The 15,700-nt window shown below is 65.9% G+C and carries 13 protein-coding genes; 2 read left to right on the forward strand and 11 right to left on the reverse strand.

Features of this window, described 5'->3' with window-relative positions; translation table 11 throughout:
• The first annotated feature begins 51 nt into the window (after positions 1-51).
• Positions 52-915, forward strand: a complete 864-nt coding sequence (hexR, locus tag POF53_RS19390; RefSeq protein ID WP_172402443.1) for a DNA-binding transcriptional regulator HexR — start codon at positions 52-54, stop codon at positions 913-915.
• Here the strand turns inward: hexR and POF53_RS19395 are convergent.
• From POF53_RS19395 to edd, 11 genes are all read right to left on the reverse strand, one after another.
• A complete protein-coding gene (locus POF53_RS19395; protein ID WP_203650942.1) occupies positions 908-1,762 on the reverse strand; it encodes a D-hexose-6-phosphate mutarotase in 855 nt (284 codons plus the stop codon). The genes hexR and POF53_RS19395 overlap by 8 nt on opposite strands.
• A gap of 118 nt (positions 1,763-1,880) precedes the next feature.
• Complete coding sequence (locus tag POF53_RS19400) at positions 1,881-3,224, reverse strand: carbohydrate porin (protein WP_254464726.1); 1,344 nt, start codon at positions 3,222-3,224, stop codon at positions 1,881-1,883.
• Between the two features lie 184 nt (positions 3,225-3,408).
• Positions 3,409-4,557, reverse strand: coding sequence for an ABC transporter ATP-binding protein (locus tag POF53_RS19405; protein WP_498969035.1), 1,149 nt, complete (start codon positions 4,555-4,557; stop codon positions 3,409-3,411).
• Positions 4,558-4,560: 3 nt separating this feature from the next.
• Positions 4,561-5,406 (reverse strand): carbohydrate ABC transporter permease, encoded by an 846-nt coding sequence (locus POF53_RS19410; RefSeq protein WP_084943463.1) that lies wholly within the window; start codon positions 5,404-5,406, stop codon positions 4,561-4,563.
• Positions 5,399-6,307 (reverse strand): carbohydrate ABC transporter permease, encoded by a 909-nt coding sequence (locus POF53_RS19415; protein WP_050704143.1) that lies wholly within the window; start codon positions 6,305-6,307, stop codon positions 5,399-5,401. The genes POF53_RS19410 and POF53_RS19415 overlap by 8 nt, the downstream gene beginning before the upstream one ends.
• A 163-nt stretch (positions 6,308-6,470) precedes the next feature.
• Complete coding sequence (locus POF53_RS19420) at positions 6,471-7,757, reverse strand: ABC transporter substrate-binding protein (protein ID WP_232855959.1); 1,287 nt, start codon at positions 7,755-7,757, stop codon at positions 6,471-6,473.
• A 115-nt stretch (positions 7,758-7,872) separates the two neighbouring features.
• Positions 7,873-9,090: a D-mannose isomerase gene (locus POF53_RS19425; protein WP_232855960.1), complete on the reverse strand. Its 1,218-nt coding sequence runs from the start codon at positions 9,088-9,090 to the stop codon at positions 7,873-7,875.
• A gap of 218 nt (positions 9,091-9,308) precedes the next feature.
• Positions 9,309-10,763 carry an ATP-binding protein gene (locus POF53_RS19430; RefSeq protein WP_232855961.1) on the reverse strand — a complete coding sequence of 485 codons (1,455 nt, stop codon included), beginning with the start codon at positions 10,761-10,763 and terminating at the stop codon, positions 9,309-9,311.
• Positions 10,747-11,469: a response regulator gene (locus tag POF53_RS19435; RefSeq protein ID WP_046854317.1), complete on the reverse strand. Its 723-nt coding sequence runs from the start codon at positions 11,467-11,469 to the stop codon at positions 10,747-10,749. The genes POF53_RS19430 and POF53_RS19435 overlap by 17 nt, the downstream gene beginning before the upstream one ends.
• Positions 11,470-11,622: 153 nt before the next feature.
• Positions 11,623-12,579 carry a glucokinase gene (locus tag POF53_RS19440; protein WP_232855962.1) on the reverse strand — a complete coding sequence of 319 codons (957 nt, stop codon included), beginning with the start codon at positions 12,577-12,579 and terminating at the stop codon, positions 11,623-11,625.
• Positions 12,576-14,402, reverse strand: a complete 1,827-nt coding sequence (gene edd, locus POF53_RS19445) for a phosphogluconate dehydratase (protein ID WP_203650925.1) — start codon at positions 14,400-14,402, stop codon at positions 12,576-12,578. The genes POF53_RS19440 and edd overlap by 4 nt, the downstream gene beginning before the upstream one ends.
• A gap of 264 nt (positions 14,403-14,666) precedes the next feature.
• On the opposite strand from edd, the gene gap reads away from it, so the two are divergent.
• Positions 14,667-15,668, forward strand: a complete 1,002-nt coding sequence (gene gap / locus POF53_RS19450; RefSeq protein ID WP_498969041.1) for a type I glyceraldehyde-3-phosphate dehydrogenase — start codon at positions 14,667-14,669, stop codon at positions 15,666-15,668.
• Positions 15,669-15,700: the final 32 nt, after the last annotated feature.

Here is a 15,700-nt window from a genome sequence, read left to right on the forward strand (position 1 = left end):
ACGCCAGCGCAAAAAGCCTGCTTCCCGACCCAAGGACACACCATGGACCGCGTGCGTAACCTCCTGGAACAGATCCAGGGCCGCCTCGACGAGCTGAACAAGGCCGAACGCAAAGTCGCCGAAGTCATCCTGCTCAACCCGCAACAGGCCACCCGCTTCAGCATCGCCGCCCTGGCCCAGGCGGCCAAGGTCAGCGAACCGACGGTCAACCGCTTCTGCCGCTCGTTCGGCGTCAGCGGCTACCCCGAGCTCAAGCTGCAGCTGGCGCAAAGCCTGGCCAGCGGCGCCGCCTATGTCAGCCGCGCGGTGGAGGCCGACGATGATCCGGCCGCCTACACCCAGAAGATCTTCGGCAGCGCCATCGCCTCGCTGGACAGCGCCTGCCAGGCGCTCGACCCGCAGCAGGTCAGCCGCGCCGTGGACATGATGATCCAGGCCCGGCAGATCCACTTCTTCGGCCTTGGCGCCTCGGCCCCCGTGGCCCTCGACGCCCAGCACAAGTTCTTCCGCTTCAACCTTGCCGTGTCGGCCCACGCCGATGTGCTGATGCAGCGCATGCTGGCCTCGGTGGCCCACACCGGCGATCTGTTCGTGATCATTTCCTACACCGGGCGTACCCGCGAACTGGTCGAGGTGGCGCGCCTGGCCCGGGAAAACGGCGCCTCGGTGCTCGGCCTGACCGCCGCCGGCTCGCCCCTGGCCCAGGCTTGCAGCCTGAGCCTGCACATTCCGCTGCCGGAAGACACCGACATCTACATGCCGATGACCTCGCGGATCATCCAGCTCACCGTGCTCGACGTGCTCGCCACCGGCATGACCCTGCGCCGCGGCGTGGACTTCCAGCCGCACCTGCGCAAGATCAAGGAAAGCCTCAACGCCAGTCGCTACCCGATCGAGGACGACGACCTCAACTGAGCCGGTGCGCCTGCAGCCGCAGGTGCGCCCGCTCGCCCGGCGCCAGGCTCAAGCCCTCGCCACTGCCGCTGGCCGCCTCGACACAGACAAAGCCCTGGCATTCGCGCCCGGTCACGCCCATCAACGGGCGATTGCCTGGGTGCCAGACCACGGTGTCGTCGCTGTCGCCGGTGTCGATGCACAGCTCGCGCTGCCAGGCCGGATCCTGCAACTGCACCTTGGGTGTACCGGGGTAGACCTTCTGGCAGCCACCCTTGAGGGTCAGCGCGCCATCCTCGCGGCAGGCCTGGCGATTGAGGCGATCGTAGCCTTGGATATCCTCGAGTCCGGACAGCGCTATCTTCGACACGTCGCTGATTCGCCAGTAGGCCAGCAGCGCATGGCTCAACTGGCAGGGCTCGCTGTCCTGGTGCTCGGTACTCAGGCTCAGCTCCATGCTCGCGCCGAGCCGGGCGTGCAGGTCGACCTGCCAGTCGCACAGGTCAAGGCGCCACTTCAGGGTCACGCCTTGCTCGTCCTCACGACTGTCCACCAGCTTCCAGTCAAGCAGGCGCGCCCAGCCGTGGGCCGGCCACAGGTCCTCGCTGGGATGACGGCCATACCACGGCCAACACACCGGCACGCCACCGCGGATGGCGCCCACCTGCGGCCACTGCTCGGCGCACCACAGCCAGGGCTTCTCGCCGGCCGGCTGGAAATGCAGCAGTTGCGCGCCCTGGCGGCTGAACACCGCCTGGCAGCACGGGTGGTCGATGATCAGCACATCGCGCTGCTGGTAACGCTCCCACTCGAAGGTTGGCCTGGGCCGTTGCGAAGTGAAGAAGCGATGTAGCGGATGTTCAGGCATGGTTCCAAGCTCTTTTGTTGTTCGAGATAGCGCTGTCTCGGCCCGTGCCCGCTAACCACTGCTGGCCAGTGGTTAGCGGGAGGTCGAGATGGATGGCGTAAATTTACAACAATTTTTCTCAGAATGACGACTGAATCTTCAACCCCGCGACCAGCGCGTTATCCACCTGGTCGACACCGCCCGGGCTCTTGATGTACTGCAGGTTCGGGCGCACGGTCAGCCAGTTGGTGACGTGGAAGCCGTAGTAGAGCTCGGCGTTGTACTCGGTGCGCTGCAGCGGCGCGAAGCCCGGGTTGTCGTAGTCATTGATACCGCTCTGGGCATTGAGCAGCTCGGCGCGCTTCTTCACGTCGTCGTTGACGTGGATGCGGGCGATGCCGAAGCCGATGTCGTCCTTGGGCCGAGCGTCGAAGGCGCCCTTGTAGACCAGACCGACCTGCTGGTAGTTGTCGACAACGTTGGTGGCCTTGTCATGCACGGTGAAGTTGGCGAACAGGCTCAGGCCGCGATTGACGTCGCCGGCATGGGCGGTGACCTGCTGCTGCGCCACCACCCACCAGCCGTGCTTGCTGGAGTGCGACTTGAACGCCGCACCGGTCAGCGCCTGCGGGTTGCCGTTGATGTCGTCGTACACATCGTCGGCCTTGGCGGTGCTGTAGTAGTAGCCCAGGCGGTACTCGCCCGGCAGGCCGTTGACCTTCGGCGACCACACCGCCTCCACCGGCAGGATCGCGCCCTTGGTGCCACTGCCGCTGAGCTTGAAGCCGTTGCCGGTCTCAAGGTTCGACGGGTTCTGCTCGTAGGCGCCGACCTGGACGAAGAATTCCGGGGTGATGTTGTACTTGACCCGCAGCGCCCACTGGCTGACCGGCCAGTTGTACCAGATGCCGCCGACCCAGTTGCCCACCTGCGAGCCACAGAAGGCCAGGTTCTGGAAGTCGCAGGGGAAGCTGTTGAAGTCCTCGCCTTCGCCGAAGCGGCCGAATTTCACATCCAGCGCGCCATCGAAGTACTTCTGCTTGATCCACATCTGGGTCAGCCGCCAGGTCTGGCCCCGGCCCCAGACTTCCTGCACCGAGCTGAACTGCCCGGCGCGCGGGTCGCTGATGCGGTCGTTGGACAGGTTGCGGCCGCTACGCTCGGTGATCGCCAGTTTGAACTCGGTGTCCTTCCAGCCGAAGATCTTCTCCAGGTCCAGGTGCGCGCCGAGGGCGAACTGGTCGCTGTAGCGCGCGGTCTTGTCGTCGTTGTAACCGCCGTTAAGGTTGCCGGCCACCTCGCCGACGTAGTCGAGGGTGAAGTCGTAGCCCTTCTCCAGCAACTCGGTTCGGGTGCCGCCCCAGTCGCCGGTCATCCATTTCGATTCCGACGAGAAAGCCTCGGCGGCCTGGGCCCCGCTGCTGCCGACCACGGCCAGCAGTGCCAGTGAGCCCAGCGTCCTGATGCGATTGCGATGTTCCATCCCTTTGCGTCCTCTTTTCTTGTTATTAACAGAACGGTTTAACGGCGTTCGTCTGTAGGAGCGGCCTTGTGCCGCGAAAGGACTGCGAAGTAGCCCCAGGTCTTGGCATCCTTCAGCATTGCTGGGGCTGCTGTGCAGCCCTTTCGCGGCGCAAGGCCGCTCCTACAGGGTATGACCGCCGTCCTTAACGGCCTTTGAAACGCGTCACGTTGTCCTTTACTGCGGTGGCGGCAAGGTCCAGGCGTTCGCCGCTGCCGGCGTCGAACAGCAGCACCCGCGCCGGGTCGAACTGCAGGTTGAGGCTGTCGCCGACCCGGCACGCCACATCCGGTGCCAGGCGGCAGCAGACCTTGGTCTGGTTGAGGGTGACGAACACCAGCAGGTCCGGCCCGGTGGGCTCGGTGACCTGCACTTCGGCGCGGATGCCCGGCAGGCCATTGCCCTGCTCCGCCCCCAGGGCGATCTGCTCCGGGCGCACGCCGAGGATGATCTCGCGGCCTTCCAGCTCGTCCGCCGCCACGCCCAGCGGCAGCTCGCAGCGCGCCTGGCCGCTGTCGAGCAGCGCCAGCACGCGGCCGTCCTGCCGGGTCAGGCGCACCGGAATGAAGTTCATCGGCGGCGAACCGATGAAACTGGCGACGAACAGGTTGGCCGGGTCGTTGTAGATCTGCTGTGGCGTGCCGAACTGCTGGATGATGCCGTCCTTCATCACCGCCACCTTGTCACCAAGCGTCATCGCCTCGATCTGGTCGTGGGTGACGTACACCGTGGTGGTCTTCAGGCGCTGGTGCATCAGCTTGATCTCGGTGCGCATCTCCACCCGCAGCTTGGCGTCGAGGTTCGACAGCGGCTCGTCGAACAGGTAGATCTTCGGCCGCCGCGCCAGCGCTCGGCCCATGGCCACGCGCTGTTGCTGGCCGCCGGACAACTGCCCCGGCTTGCGCTCGAGCAGGTGCTCGATCTGCAGCAGCTTGGCGACCCGCGCCACCTCTTCGTCGATGGCGGCCTGGGGCATCTTGCGGATCTTCAAGCCGAAGGCGATGTTGTCGCGCACGTTCATGGTCGGGTACAGCGCGTAGGACTGGAACACCATGGCGATGTCGCGGTCCTTGGGGCTCATGCCGCTGACGTCCTCGTCATCGATGAGGATCGCCCCGCCGCTGATGCTTTCCAGGCCGGCGATGCAGTTCATCAGCGTCGACTTGCCGCAGCCCGAGGGGCCGACCAGGATCAGGAACTCGCCGTCCTTGATCGCCAGCTGGATGTCCTTGAGCGTGTCCGGCAGGCCCACGCCGTAGGTCTTGTGCACATTGCGAAGTTCGAGTGTTGCCATGACTTACCCCTTGACCGCGCCGGCGGTCAGCCCGCGCACGAAATACTTGCCCGCGACCACGTAGACCAACAGCGTCGGCAGCCCGGCGATCATCGCCGCGGCCATGTCGACGTTGTATTCCTTGGCCCCAGTGCTGGTGTTGACCAGGTTGTTGAGGGCCACGGTGATCGGTTGCGAGTCGCCGCTGGAGAACACCACGCCGAACAGGAAGTCGTTCCAGATCTGGGTGAACTGCCAGATCAGGCAGACCATGATGATCGGCGTCGACATCGGCAGGATGATCCGCCCGAAGATGGTGAAGAACCCGGCGCCGTCCAGGCGCGCGGCCTTGACCAGCGCCTCGGGGATGCTCACGTAATAGTTGCGGAAGAACAGCGTGGTGAAGGCCAGGCCGTACACCACGTGCACCAGCACCAGCCCGCTGGTGGTGCTGGCCAGGCCCAGCTTGCCGAGGGTGAACGAGGCCGGCAGCAGCACGGTCTGGAACGGCAGGAAGCAGCCGAACAGCAGCAGGCCGAAGAACAGCTGCGAGCCACGGAAGCGCCACATCGACAGCACGTAGCCGTTGAGCGCGCCGATGGCGGTGGAGATCAGCACCGCCGGCACGGTGATCAGGATCGAGTTGACGAAGTAGCCGCTGACCGTGGCCCAGGCCTTGCTCCAGCCGATGGCGGTGAACGCGGTCGGCCAGCTCAGCAGGTTGCCGCTGCCGATGTCCTCGGGGGTCTTGAAGCTGGTCAGCAGCATCACCACCAGCGGCACCAGGTACAGCAGCACGGCCAGCAGCAGCACGGCATGAATGGCGATACGGCTGAGGTTCAGTGCGGGTTTGTCGGTCAGGCTAGTCATGGCGTTTGCCCCGCAATTCGGAATACAGGTACGGCACCAGGATCGCCAGGATGGCGCCGAGCATCAGGATCGCGCTGGCCGAGCCCATGCCCATCTGCCCGCGGCTGAAGGTGAACGAGTACATGAACATGGCTGGCAGGTCCGAGGAGTAGCCAGGGCCGCCGGCGGTCATCGCCGCCACCAGGTCGAAGCTCTTGATGGCAATGTGCGAAAGGATCATCAGCGAGCTGAAGAACACCGGGCGCAGGCTGGGCAGCACCACGGTCCAGTAGATGCGCGGCAGGCTGGCGCCATCGAGCTGGGCGGCGCGGATGATCGACTGGTCGACACCGCGCAGGCCGGCGAGGAACATCGCCATGATGAAGCCCGAGGCCTGCCACACGGCGGCGATCACCAGGCAGTAGACCACGCGGTCGGGGTCGATCAGCCAGTCCAGGCGAAAGCCTTCCCAGCCCCAGTCGCGCAGCAGCTTGTCCAGGCCCATGCCAGGGTTGAGCAGCCACTTCCAGGCGGTACCGGTAACGATCATCGACAGGGCCATGGGGTAGAGATAAATGGTGCGGATGAATCCTTCGCGGCGGATGCGCTGGTCGAGCAACACGGCGAGGAACACGCCGATGGCCAGGGTGATGCCGATGAACAGGCCGCCGAACAGCAGCAGGTTCTTGCTCGCTACCCACCAGCGGTCGTTGTCGAACAGCCGGGCGTACTGCGCCAGGCCCGCCCACTTGTAGGTGGGCAGGAAGGTCGAGGTGGTGAACGAGAGGACGAAGGTCCACAGGATGTAGCCGTAGAAGCCCACCAGGACGATGAACATGCTCGGCGCCAGCACCAGCTTCGGTAGCCAGCGCTGCAGCGCATCCAGGGGGGAGGCCCGCAGGCGGGCGGTTGCTGTGGTCATGGTTCAGATCTCGTTTCGAGAAAGGCAGATAACCGTGTAGGAGCGGCCTTGTGCCGCGAAAGGGCCGCAGCGCGGCCCGTGTGCATCAGCACAGATACTGAAATTGCCGGGGCCGCTTTGCGGCCCTTTCGCGGCGCAAGGCCGCTCCTACACAGGCGCCTGACTACTTGGCGGCGTTGACTGCTGCGGCCAGCTTCTTCGCCGCATCCGCAGGATCGGCCTTCGGATCGTTGATGTAGTTGGTCACCACATCGAAGAACGCCCCCTGCACCGCCAGCGTGGTGGCCATGTTGTGCGCCATGCTCGGTTGCAGGCCGCCGGACTTGGCGTCGGCCAGGAAGTCCTTGGCCGCGGTCTGGGCGCAGCTGTCGAAGCCATGCTTGCCCATGTCGGCGAGCATGTCGTTACGCACCGGGATCGAGCCCTTGTTGATGCTGAAGACCTTCTGGAAATCTTCGCCCAGCACCTTGCGGGCGATGTCCTGCTGGCCCGCCGCCGTGCCCTTGTCCTTCTGCTTGAACACCACCAGCGAGTCGATGTTGTAGAGGAAGGCCTGGTCGGTGCCGGGGAAGGCCACGCACTGGTAGTCCTTGCCGGCGGTCTTCTTGGCCAGGGTCCATTCGCTCTTGGCCCAGTCGCCCATGATCTGCATGCCGGCCTTGCCGTTGATGACCTTGGCCGCCTCCAGGTTCCAGTCCTGGCCCTTGCCGTCAGGATCCATGTAGGTGGCGACTTTCTTCAGCTCGGTGAGCGCCTTGACCATCTCGGGGCCGGTCAGGGCCTTTTCGTCCAGCTCGACCAAGGCCTTCTTGTAGCCTTCGACGCCCATCACCGAGAGCACCACGCTTTCGAACACGGTGCTGTCCTGCCACGGCTGGCCGCCGTGGGCCAGCGGGATGAAGCCGGCGGCCTTGAGCTTGTCGCCAGCGGCATAGAACTCTTCGAGGGTGGTCGGCGCCTTGTCGATGCCGGCCTTCTTGAACACCTCGGGGTTGATCCACAACCAGTTGATGCGGTGGATGTTCACCGGCACGGCCACGTAGTCGCCTTCGTACTTCACGGTGTCGGCGACCTTCTTGTCGAGCAGGCTGTCCCACTTCTCTTCCTTGGCCACGTCCTTGAGCACATCGGGATCGAGCAGGCCGGTGGCGGCCCAATCCTGGATATCCGGCCCTTTGATCTGCGCGACTCCAGGCGGGTTACCGGCCACGGCGCGGCTCTTGAGCACGGTCATGGCGGTGGCGCCACCACCGCCGGCCACGGCGCCGTCCTTCCAGATGAAACCGTCCTTCTCGACCTGGGCCTTGAGCACATCGACCGCGGCCTTTTCGCCGCCGGAGGTCCACCAATGGACGACTTCCACGCTGCCTTTGGAGTCGGCGGCCTGGGCACTGAGGGAGAACAGGGAGGCGAAGGAGATCGCGGCGGCGAGACGAAGCGTCGAATGCATGGGAATACCTTTCTTGTTGTTATGCGAGGCAAGACTGTCGCTTGCATGGCATGGAGTGTAAGGAGCCCGCGCCAGCCTTCAGGTAACGAACGGATGCGCGAATGTCATCATCTGGTTACATGGCCAGGGCCGTGGCCAGGCTCGGCGCCAACGGCAGGCGCGGCAGCAGCAGGGCCTGGTAGGCGTGGTAGAGATCGGGCTTGCCGCCCCAGATGCGCGCACTGGGCAGCAGCGCCGGGTCCAGCTCGTGGTGCCAGCTGCCATGGCCGCGGTCGATGAAGTGGCTGGCGATGAAGTCCCAGAAGCAGCGGTACCAGTGTTCGTATTGCGCCTCGCCGGTACGCCGCAACAGGGCCGCGGCGGCGGCGCTGGCCTCGGCATGCACCCAGTGCAGGCGCTCGCGCACCACCGGGCGGTTGCGCCAGTCCAGGGTGTAGACCAGCCCCGGTGCGCCATCGGCCTGCCAGGCATGCTTGCAGGCGTTGTCGAACAGTCCCCTGGCGGCAGGCAGCAAGGACTCCGGCGCGGGCAGTTGCGCCCGTTGCAGGGCCGCTTCCAGGTGCAGTATCAGGCGTGCCCATTCGAAGGCATGACCGGGCGTGGTGCCGTAGGGGCGGAAGCCGTCGGCGGGGTTGTCGCGGTTGTAGTCGGGCAATGCCTGCCAGTGCTCGTCGAAATGCTCGGTGACCCGGAAACCATCGGCAGCCACCTGGGCCAGGATCAAGCGTTCGACGATCCGCAGGGCACGGCTTAGCCACAGCGTGTCGCCGGTCACGTCGGCCAGGGCGAGAAACGCCTCGACGCCGTGCATGTTGCTGTTGGCGCCACGGTAGGCTTCTGCCTGCTGCCAGTCACGGGAGAACGACTCGCGCAGGACGCCCTCCTCCTCGCACCAGAAGCGCTGCTCGATGACCCGGACCACGGCCTCCAGCAGTGCCTGGGCCGGTGTGACACCCGCCACCACCGCCGAACAGGCGGCAAGGGCGACGAAGGCATGCAGGTAGGCTGCCTTGCCGGTGTCGCCGTGGCCTTCGGGCTGCGCGTACCAGCCGTCGTCCTCCTGGTCGCGCAACGGACCGAGCAGGGCCTCGACGCCATGCTCGACCAGCTCGCGGCACCCCGGAACGCCCTGGATATGCGCCAGGGCGAAGCTGTGGGTCATGCGCGCGGTGTTCATGGTCTCGGCCAGGGCACAACGGGGCAGCCGGCCTTCGTCGTCGAGGTTGCCGAAACCCTGGGGCAGCCGCGAAGCCCTGGCGAAGGCGAGCAGGCGCAGGGCCTCGGCGTCGAGCCAGGCATGGTGTGTCGGGGAGTCGATCCAGCGGTTGGCCATGGGTGCACCCTCCTTGTTGTTGTCAGCCGATTCTAGTCAGCCGTCCTGGCTGGCATGTCACGAAGGCCTGCCGAATTGTCACCATGTAGTGACATCAGTCCCCTGTAGGAGCGGCCTTGTGCCGCGAAAGGGTTGCGAAGCAGCCCCAGCAATTTCAGATCCCTGGGGCCGCTTTGCGGCCCTTTCGCGGTACAAGGCCGCTCCTACAGGGGATCGTGTCATTCGGCTGTACGGGGTAGGTACAAAGTCACCCGCAACCCACCCTCACGCAGGTTGAACAGACTCACCTCGCCGCCATGGCTGTGGGCGATGTTGCGCGCGATTCCCAGCCCCAGCCCATACCCCTGCTGCTGCCCGGCCAGGCGGAAGTGCGGCTCGAACACCTGCTCCAGACGCTGCTCCGGCACCCCCGGGCCCTGGTCGTCCACCTGCAGGACGAAGCTCTCGGCACTGTCGAGGATCCGCAGGTGCGCCCGCTCGCCGTACTTGATGGCATTGTCGATCAGGTTGCCGATGCAGCGGCGCAGGGCCAGTGACTTGCCAGGGTACGGCGCCAGCGCCTGTCCTTCGAGGGTGATGCGGCCGTCGCCGATATAAGGTTCGGCGAGCATCTCCAGCACCTGGTTGAGGTCGATCGGCTCGATGTTCTCGTGAATGTCGGTGTCCTTCACGCACTGCAGCGCGCCCTTGACCAGCAGCTCCAGCTCGTCGAGGTCGCGGCTGAACTTCGCTTGCAGCTTCTCGTCCTCGAGCAGCTCGACCCGCAGGCGCAGGCGCGTGATCGGCGTACGCAGGTCATGGGAAATGGCGCTGAACAACTGGGAGCGCTCGGTGAGGTAACGGCTGATCCGCTCGCGCATGCTGTTGAACGCCCGCCCCACCTCGACCACTTCACTGCCGCCGCCCTCGGCCACCGGGGCCACGTCGGCGCCCAGCGACATTTCCCGCGCCGCCCGCGCCAGGCGCTTGAGCGGCCGGCTCTGCCAGTGCACCAACAGGCCGATGAACAGCAACAGCAGGGCGGTGGTCATGGCGATAAAGCCGATCTGCTGGCGAGGCAGACGCTCGGCCTCGAGGCTGGTGTAGGGCTCGGGCAGCAGCGAGGCGATATACAGCCACTCACCCTCGCCCAGGCGGATCTGGGTCACCAACACCGGTGGGTTGAGTGGCTCCAGGGTCAACGAGTAGTGCGCCCAGGAGCGGGGCAGCTCATCGAGTTTCAGGCCGCTGTTGAAGATCCGCAGGTCATCGGGGCTGACGAATTCGACGGAGATCTCCAGCTGCTGACCCAGGCGCTCGTGCAACACCTGCTGGAACACGTCGATTACCGCCTGCTTGCGCGGGGTGATCGGCAGCACCGGCATCTCCAGCGGCTTGACGTTGAGCGAGACGAAGAAGCGCGTTCCGCCCATGCTACGCAACTGGTCAAGGACCATCGGCCGGTAGGCCACCGGCAGCGAACGGAAGTAGCTGACGCTGGCACTCATCGAATGGGCCAGGCTGCCGGCACTGGCACGCAGGCCCTGCAGCTGGCTGGCGCGCAGTTGCGCCACCCAGATCAGGCTCGACAGCCCCTGGGCCAGCAACACCACCAACAAGGTCAGCAGCAGCATGCGCCCCAGCAGCGAGCGCGGCAGCAGGCGCCAGCGGCGCTCGCTAGGCCGGGCAGACATTGGCCGCCAGCAGGTAGCCGCTGCCGCGCACGGTGCGGATCAGCCGAGGGGGTTTTTCCGTGTCGCGCAGGCGCTGGCGCAGGCGGCTGACCGCCATGTCGACGATACGGTCCAGCGGCATCGGCTCGCGCCCGCGGGTGGCGTTGCCGATGGTGTCGCGGTCGAGGATCTGCTGCGGGTGGTCGAGGAACAGCTTGAGCAGGGCGAAGTCGGCGCCGGAGAGGATCACCTCCTCGCCATCGCGGTGGAACAGGCGATGGCTGATCGTGTCCAGCCGCCAGTCGTCGAAGGCCAGCACCGCGCTGGCCGGCGCCGCCTGGCCGAAATCGGCGCGGCGCAACAGGGCCTTGATGCGGGCCTGTAGTTCACGTGGGCTGAAGGGTTTGCCGAGGTAATCGTCGGCGCCCAGCTCCAGGCCGATGACCCGGTCGGCCTCGTCGGAACTGGCGGTGAGCATGATGATCGGCACCCGCGCCTGGCGCGGGTGCTGGCGGACCCAGCGGCACAGGCTGAAGCCGTCCTCGTCGGGCAGCATCACGTCGAGGATCACCAGGTCGTAGGGGTTGGCGTCCAGGGCGCGGCGAAAGCCCTGGCCGTCGGGTTCGGCATGGACCTGCAGGCCGCAACGGGCCAGGTAGGTCTGCAACAGTTCGCGGATGTCCTGGTCGTCGTCGACCATCAGGATCGATTTGCCGGCAGTGGTCACAATGGTCAGTCCTCTTGTAAACGCAGATCTTGATGTCTGCTGTGGGGCTGCTTCGCAGCCCTTTCGCGGCGCAAGGCCGCTCCTACAAAGGCTACGCAATCAACTGTAGGAGCGGCCTTGCGCCGCGAAAGGGCCGCGAAGCGGCCCCAGCGATCAATGATCCAACGCCTGTTGCAAGGCCACCCCGGCCCCCAGCAACCCGGAAAACTCCGCCGTCACCAGCCATACCGGCACCCCGGCGAAGTAGCCGCTCATACAGCCCTTGTCGGCGAAACTCGCAGCGAATCCGCTGCCCAGGAACAACTCGGCGAAACGCGGAATCACCCCGCCGACAATGTAGACCCCACCCCGTGCGCCCAGGGTGAGCACGTTGTTGCCCGCCACCCGCCCGAGGAAGCGGCAGAACTGCTCGATCACCGCCAGCGCCCGGGGCTCGCCGGCCAGGGCCGCGTCGGTGATCTGCGCCGGGGTCTTGTGCGTCGGCGTGGCGCCATCGAGCGCGCAGATCGCCTGGTACAAGCGCACCAGCCCACCGCCGCTGAGCACCGTCTCGGCGCTGACATGGCCGATCTGCCGGTGAATCTCCTGATGGATCGCCGCCTCGCGGGCATTGCCCACCGGCAGGTCGACATGCCCGCCCTCCCCCGGCAGCGCCAGCCAGTGCTCGCCCAGGCGCAGCAGGCTGCCCACGCCCAGGCCGGTGCCGGGGCCGATCACCAGCGCCGGACGCGACGGGTCGGCGAGGCCTGCGCAGACCTCGCGGAACTCACCGTCGCGCAGCCGGGTCATGCCCAGGGCCATGGCGGAAAAATCGTTGATCAGCAACAGGCGCTCGACCTGCAGCGTCTGGCAGAACGCGCTGCGGCTCAGGCGCCAGTGGTTGTTGGTGAAGCGGAATTCGTCGCCGTCCACGGGACCGGCCACCGCCAGGCACACCGCCGCCAGGCCGCCACGGGCGATGCCCTGGTCGACGAGGTAGGCCTCGATGGCCTGCTCGGGGCTGGTGTAGTCGGCGGTGGCCAGCACCTGGACCGCCTGCAGCTCGTTGTCGCGCCACAAGGCGAAACGTGCGTTGGTGCCGCCGATGTCGCCGACCAGCAAGGCCTTCATTTGAGATTCTCCAGGGCCGAGGTGAAGGCGCTCGCGCCCTGTTCGGCGGAACTGAACGCCACGCGCATGAAGCCGAACAGCTCGCGCCCGCAGCCCAGGTCGTTGCCGGTGGGCGGCTCGGGCAGCTCACGGCTGGCCAGTTCCTCGGCCGAGACCATGATCCGCAGCGTGCCTTCGGCACCATCGACGCGCACGATATCACCATCGCGCACTCGCGCCAGCGGGCCGCCGTCGAAAGCCTCCGGGCACACGTGGATGGCCGCCGGGATCTTGCCCGAGGCCCCGGACATGCGCCCGTCGGTGACCAGCGCCACCTTGAAGCCGCGGTCCTGCAGCACGCCGAGGAAGGGTGTCAGCTTGTGCAACTCGGGCATGCCGTTGCAGCGCGGCCCCTGGAAGCGCACCACGGCGACGAAGTCGCGCTCCAGTTCGCCGGCCTTGAACGCATCGGCCAGCGCCTGCTGGTCGTGGAACACCCGGGCGGGCGCCTCGACCACGCGATGCTCCGGCGCCACCGCCGACACCTTCATCACGCCGCGCCCCAGGTTGCCCTCCATGACCCGCAGGCCGCCCTCGGCGGAGAACGGCCGCGCCACCGGGCGCAGGATGCTTTCGTCGAGGCTGTCCTTCGGACCTTCGCGCCACACCAGTCGGCCATCCTCGAGGAACGGCTCCTGGGTGTAGCGGCGCAGGCCATGCCCGGCCACGGTGTTGACGTCCTCGTGCAGCAGGCCCGCGTCGAGCAGCTCGCGAATGAGGAACGCCATGCCGCCGGAGGCCTGGAAGTGGTTGATGTCGGCTTTGCCGTTCGGATAGACGTGGGACAGCGTCGGCACCACCTCGGACAGGTCAGCCATGTCCTGCCAGGTCAGCTGGATGCCGGCGGCCTGGGCGATGGCCGGGATGTGCAGGGTGTGGTTGGTCGAGCCGCCGGTGGCGTGCAGGGCGACGATCGAGTTGACCAGCGCCTTTTCGTCGACGATCTCGCCGATGGGCATGAAGTTGCCGCTGGCCTTGGTCATCCGCGTGACCTGGCGCGCGGCCTCGGCGGTGAGGGCGTCGCGCAGCGGCGTGTAGGGATTGACGAACGAGGCGCCCGGCAGGTGCAGGCCCATCACCTCCATCACCAGCTGGTTGGTGTTGGCGGTGCCGTAGAAGGTGCAGGTGCCCGGGCCGTGGTAGCTCTTCATTTCCGATTCGAGCAGTTGCTCGCGGGTGGCCTTGCCCTCGGCGTAGCGCTGGCGCACATCGGCCTTCTCCTTGTTGGAGATGCCCGAGACCATCGGCCCGCCCGGCACGAAGACGGTCGGCAGGTGGCCGAAACGCAACGCGCCCATCATCAGGCCGGGAACGATCTTGTCGCAGATGCCCAGCATCAGGGCGGCGTCGAACATGTTGTGCGACAGGGCGATGGCGGTGGACATGGCGATCACTTCGCGGCTGGCGATGGCCAACTCCATGCCCGGCTCGCCCTGGGTGACGCCATCGCACATGGCCGGCACGCCGCCGGCGAACTGGCCGACCGAGCCGACTTCGCGCAGGGCCTGCTTGATCTGCTCGGGAAAGTGCTGGTACGGCTGGTGCGCCGAGAGCATGTCGTTGTAGGCGGAGACGATGGCCACGTTGGCGGCGTTCATCAGGCGCAGGGTCTGCTTGTCCTCGCCGCCACAGCCGGCCACGCCATGGGCGAAGTTGGCGCACTGCAGGCTGGCGCGCATGGGTCCGTCACTGGCCGCCCCACGGATCAGCTCAAGGTAGCGTTCACGGGTACGGCGGCTGCGGGCGATCAGCCGTTCGGTGACCTCAAGGATGCGCGGATGCATGTACTGGACTCCAGGCTAACGGTAAGGGCGGTTTTACCAGGGACTGTCCCTCCAAACGATTGCGACCTAGGCTCTGGATAGAGGCTTCTGGTCCGTTTGCGACGGCACTGCCAACCACTCGTTGTATGTTTAAACAAAATACTGCCAGCAAAAAGGCTTGTTTTCTATCTCTCGGTGAATAATCTTGTAATTCCAACAACAAAACCGTTTCAGTGAAGCTGCTCTTTGTGCCACAGGCTTCACCCGACTGCCAGAGGTAACGTCATGACCCTACGCATCGCCATCAACGGATTCGGCCGCATCGGACGCAACGTCCTGCGCGCACTGTACACGCAGGGCTACCGCCAGGACCTGCAGGTCGTCGCCATCAACGACCTGGGCGACAGCGCGATGAACGCCCATCTGCTCAAGTACGACAGCGTCCACGGTATTTTCGACGCCAGCGTCGAGGCCGATCATGAAAGCCTCACCGTCAATGGTGACCGCATCGCCGTCAGCGCCATCCGCAACCCCGCCGAACTGCCCTGGAAGACCCTGGCCATCGACGTGGTGTTCGAATGCACCGGGCTGTTCACCGAACGCGCCAAGGCTGCCGCGCACCTGACGGCCGGTGCCGGCAAGGTGATCGTCAGCGCGCCGGCCAAGGGCGCCGACGCCACTGTGGTATACGGGGTCAACCACGATGTGCTGCGCGCCTCGCACCAGATCATCTCCAACGCCTCGTGTACCACCAACTGCCTGGCGCCGATCGCCCAGGTGCTGCACCGCGAGTTCGGCATCGAGCAAGGCCTGATGACCACCATCCACGCCTACACCAACGACCAGGTGCTCACCGACGTCTACCACAGTGACCCGTACCGCGCCCGCTCGGCCACCCAGTCGATGATCCCGAGCAAGACCGGCGCCGCCGAAGCCGTGGGCCTGGTGCTGCCGGAACTGGCCGGCAAGCTCACCGGCATGGCCGTGCGGGTACCGGTAATCAACGTGTCGCTGGTCGACCTCACGGTCAACCTCAAGCGCGAGGCCAGCGCTGAGGAAGTCAACCAGCTGTTCCTCGAGGCCAGCCGCCACTCGCGCGTGCTGGGCTACAACGCCCTGCCGCTGGTGTCGTGCGACTTCAACCACAACCCGCTGTCGTCGATCTTCGACGCCAACCACACCCGCGCCAACGGGCGCATGCTCAAGGTGCTGGCCTGGTACGACAACGAATGGGGCTTCTCCAACCGCATGCTGGACAACTGCCTGGCGTTGTTCAACGCCAGGTGAAGTTTTGCACGATCTCCTGTAGGAGCGGCCTT

This window comes from Mitsuaria sp. RG, assembly GCF_028369275.1.
In the GTDB taxonomy this organism is placed as follows: Bacteria; Pseudomonadota; Gammaproteobacteria; order Pseudomonadales; family Pseudomonadaceae; genus Aquipseudomonas; species Aquipseudomonas peradeniyensis.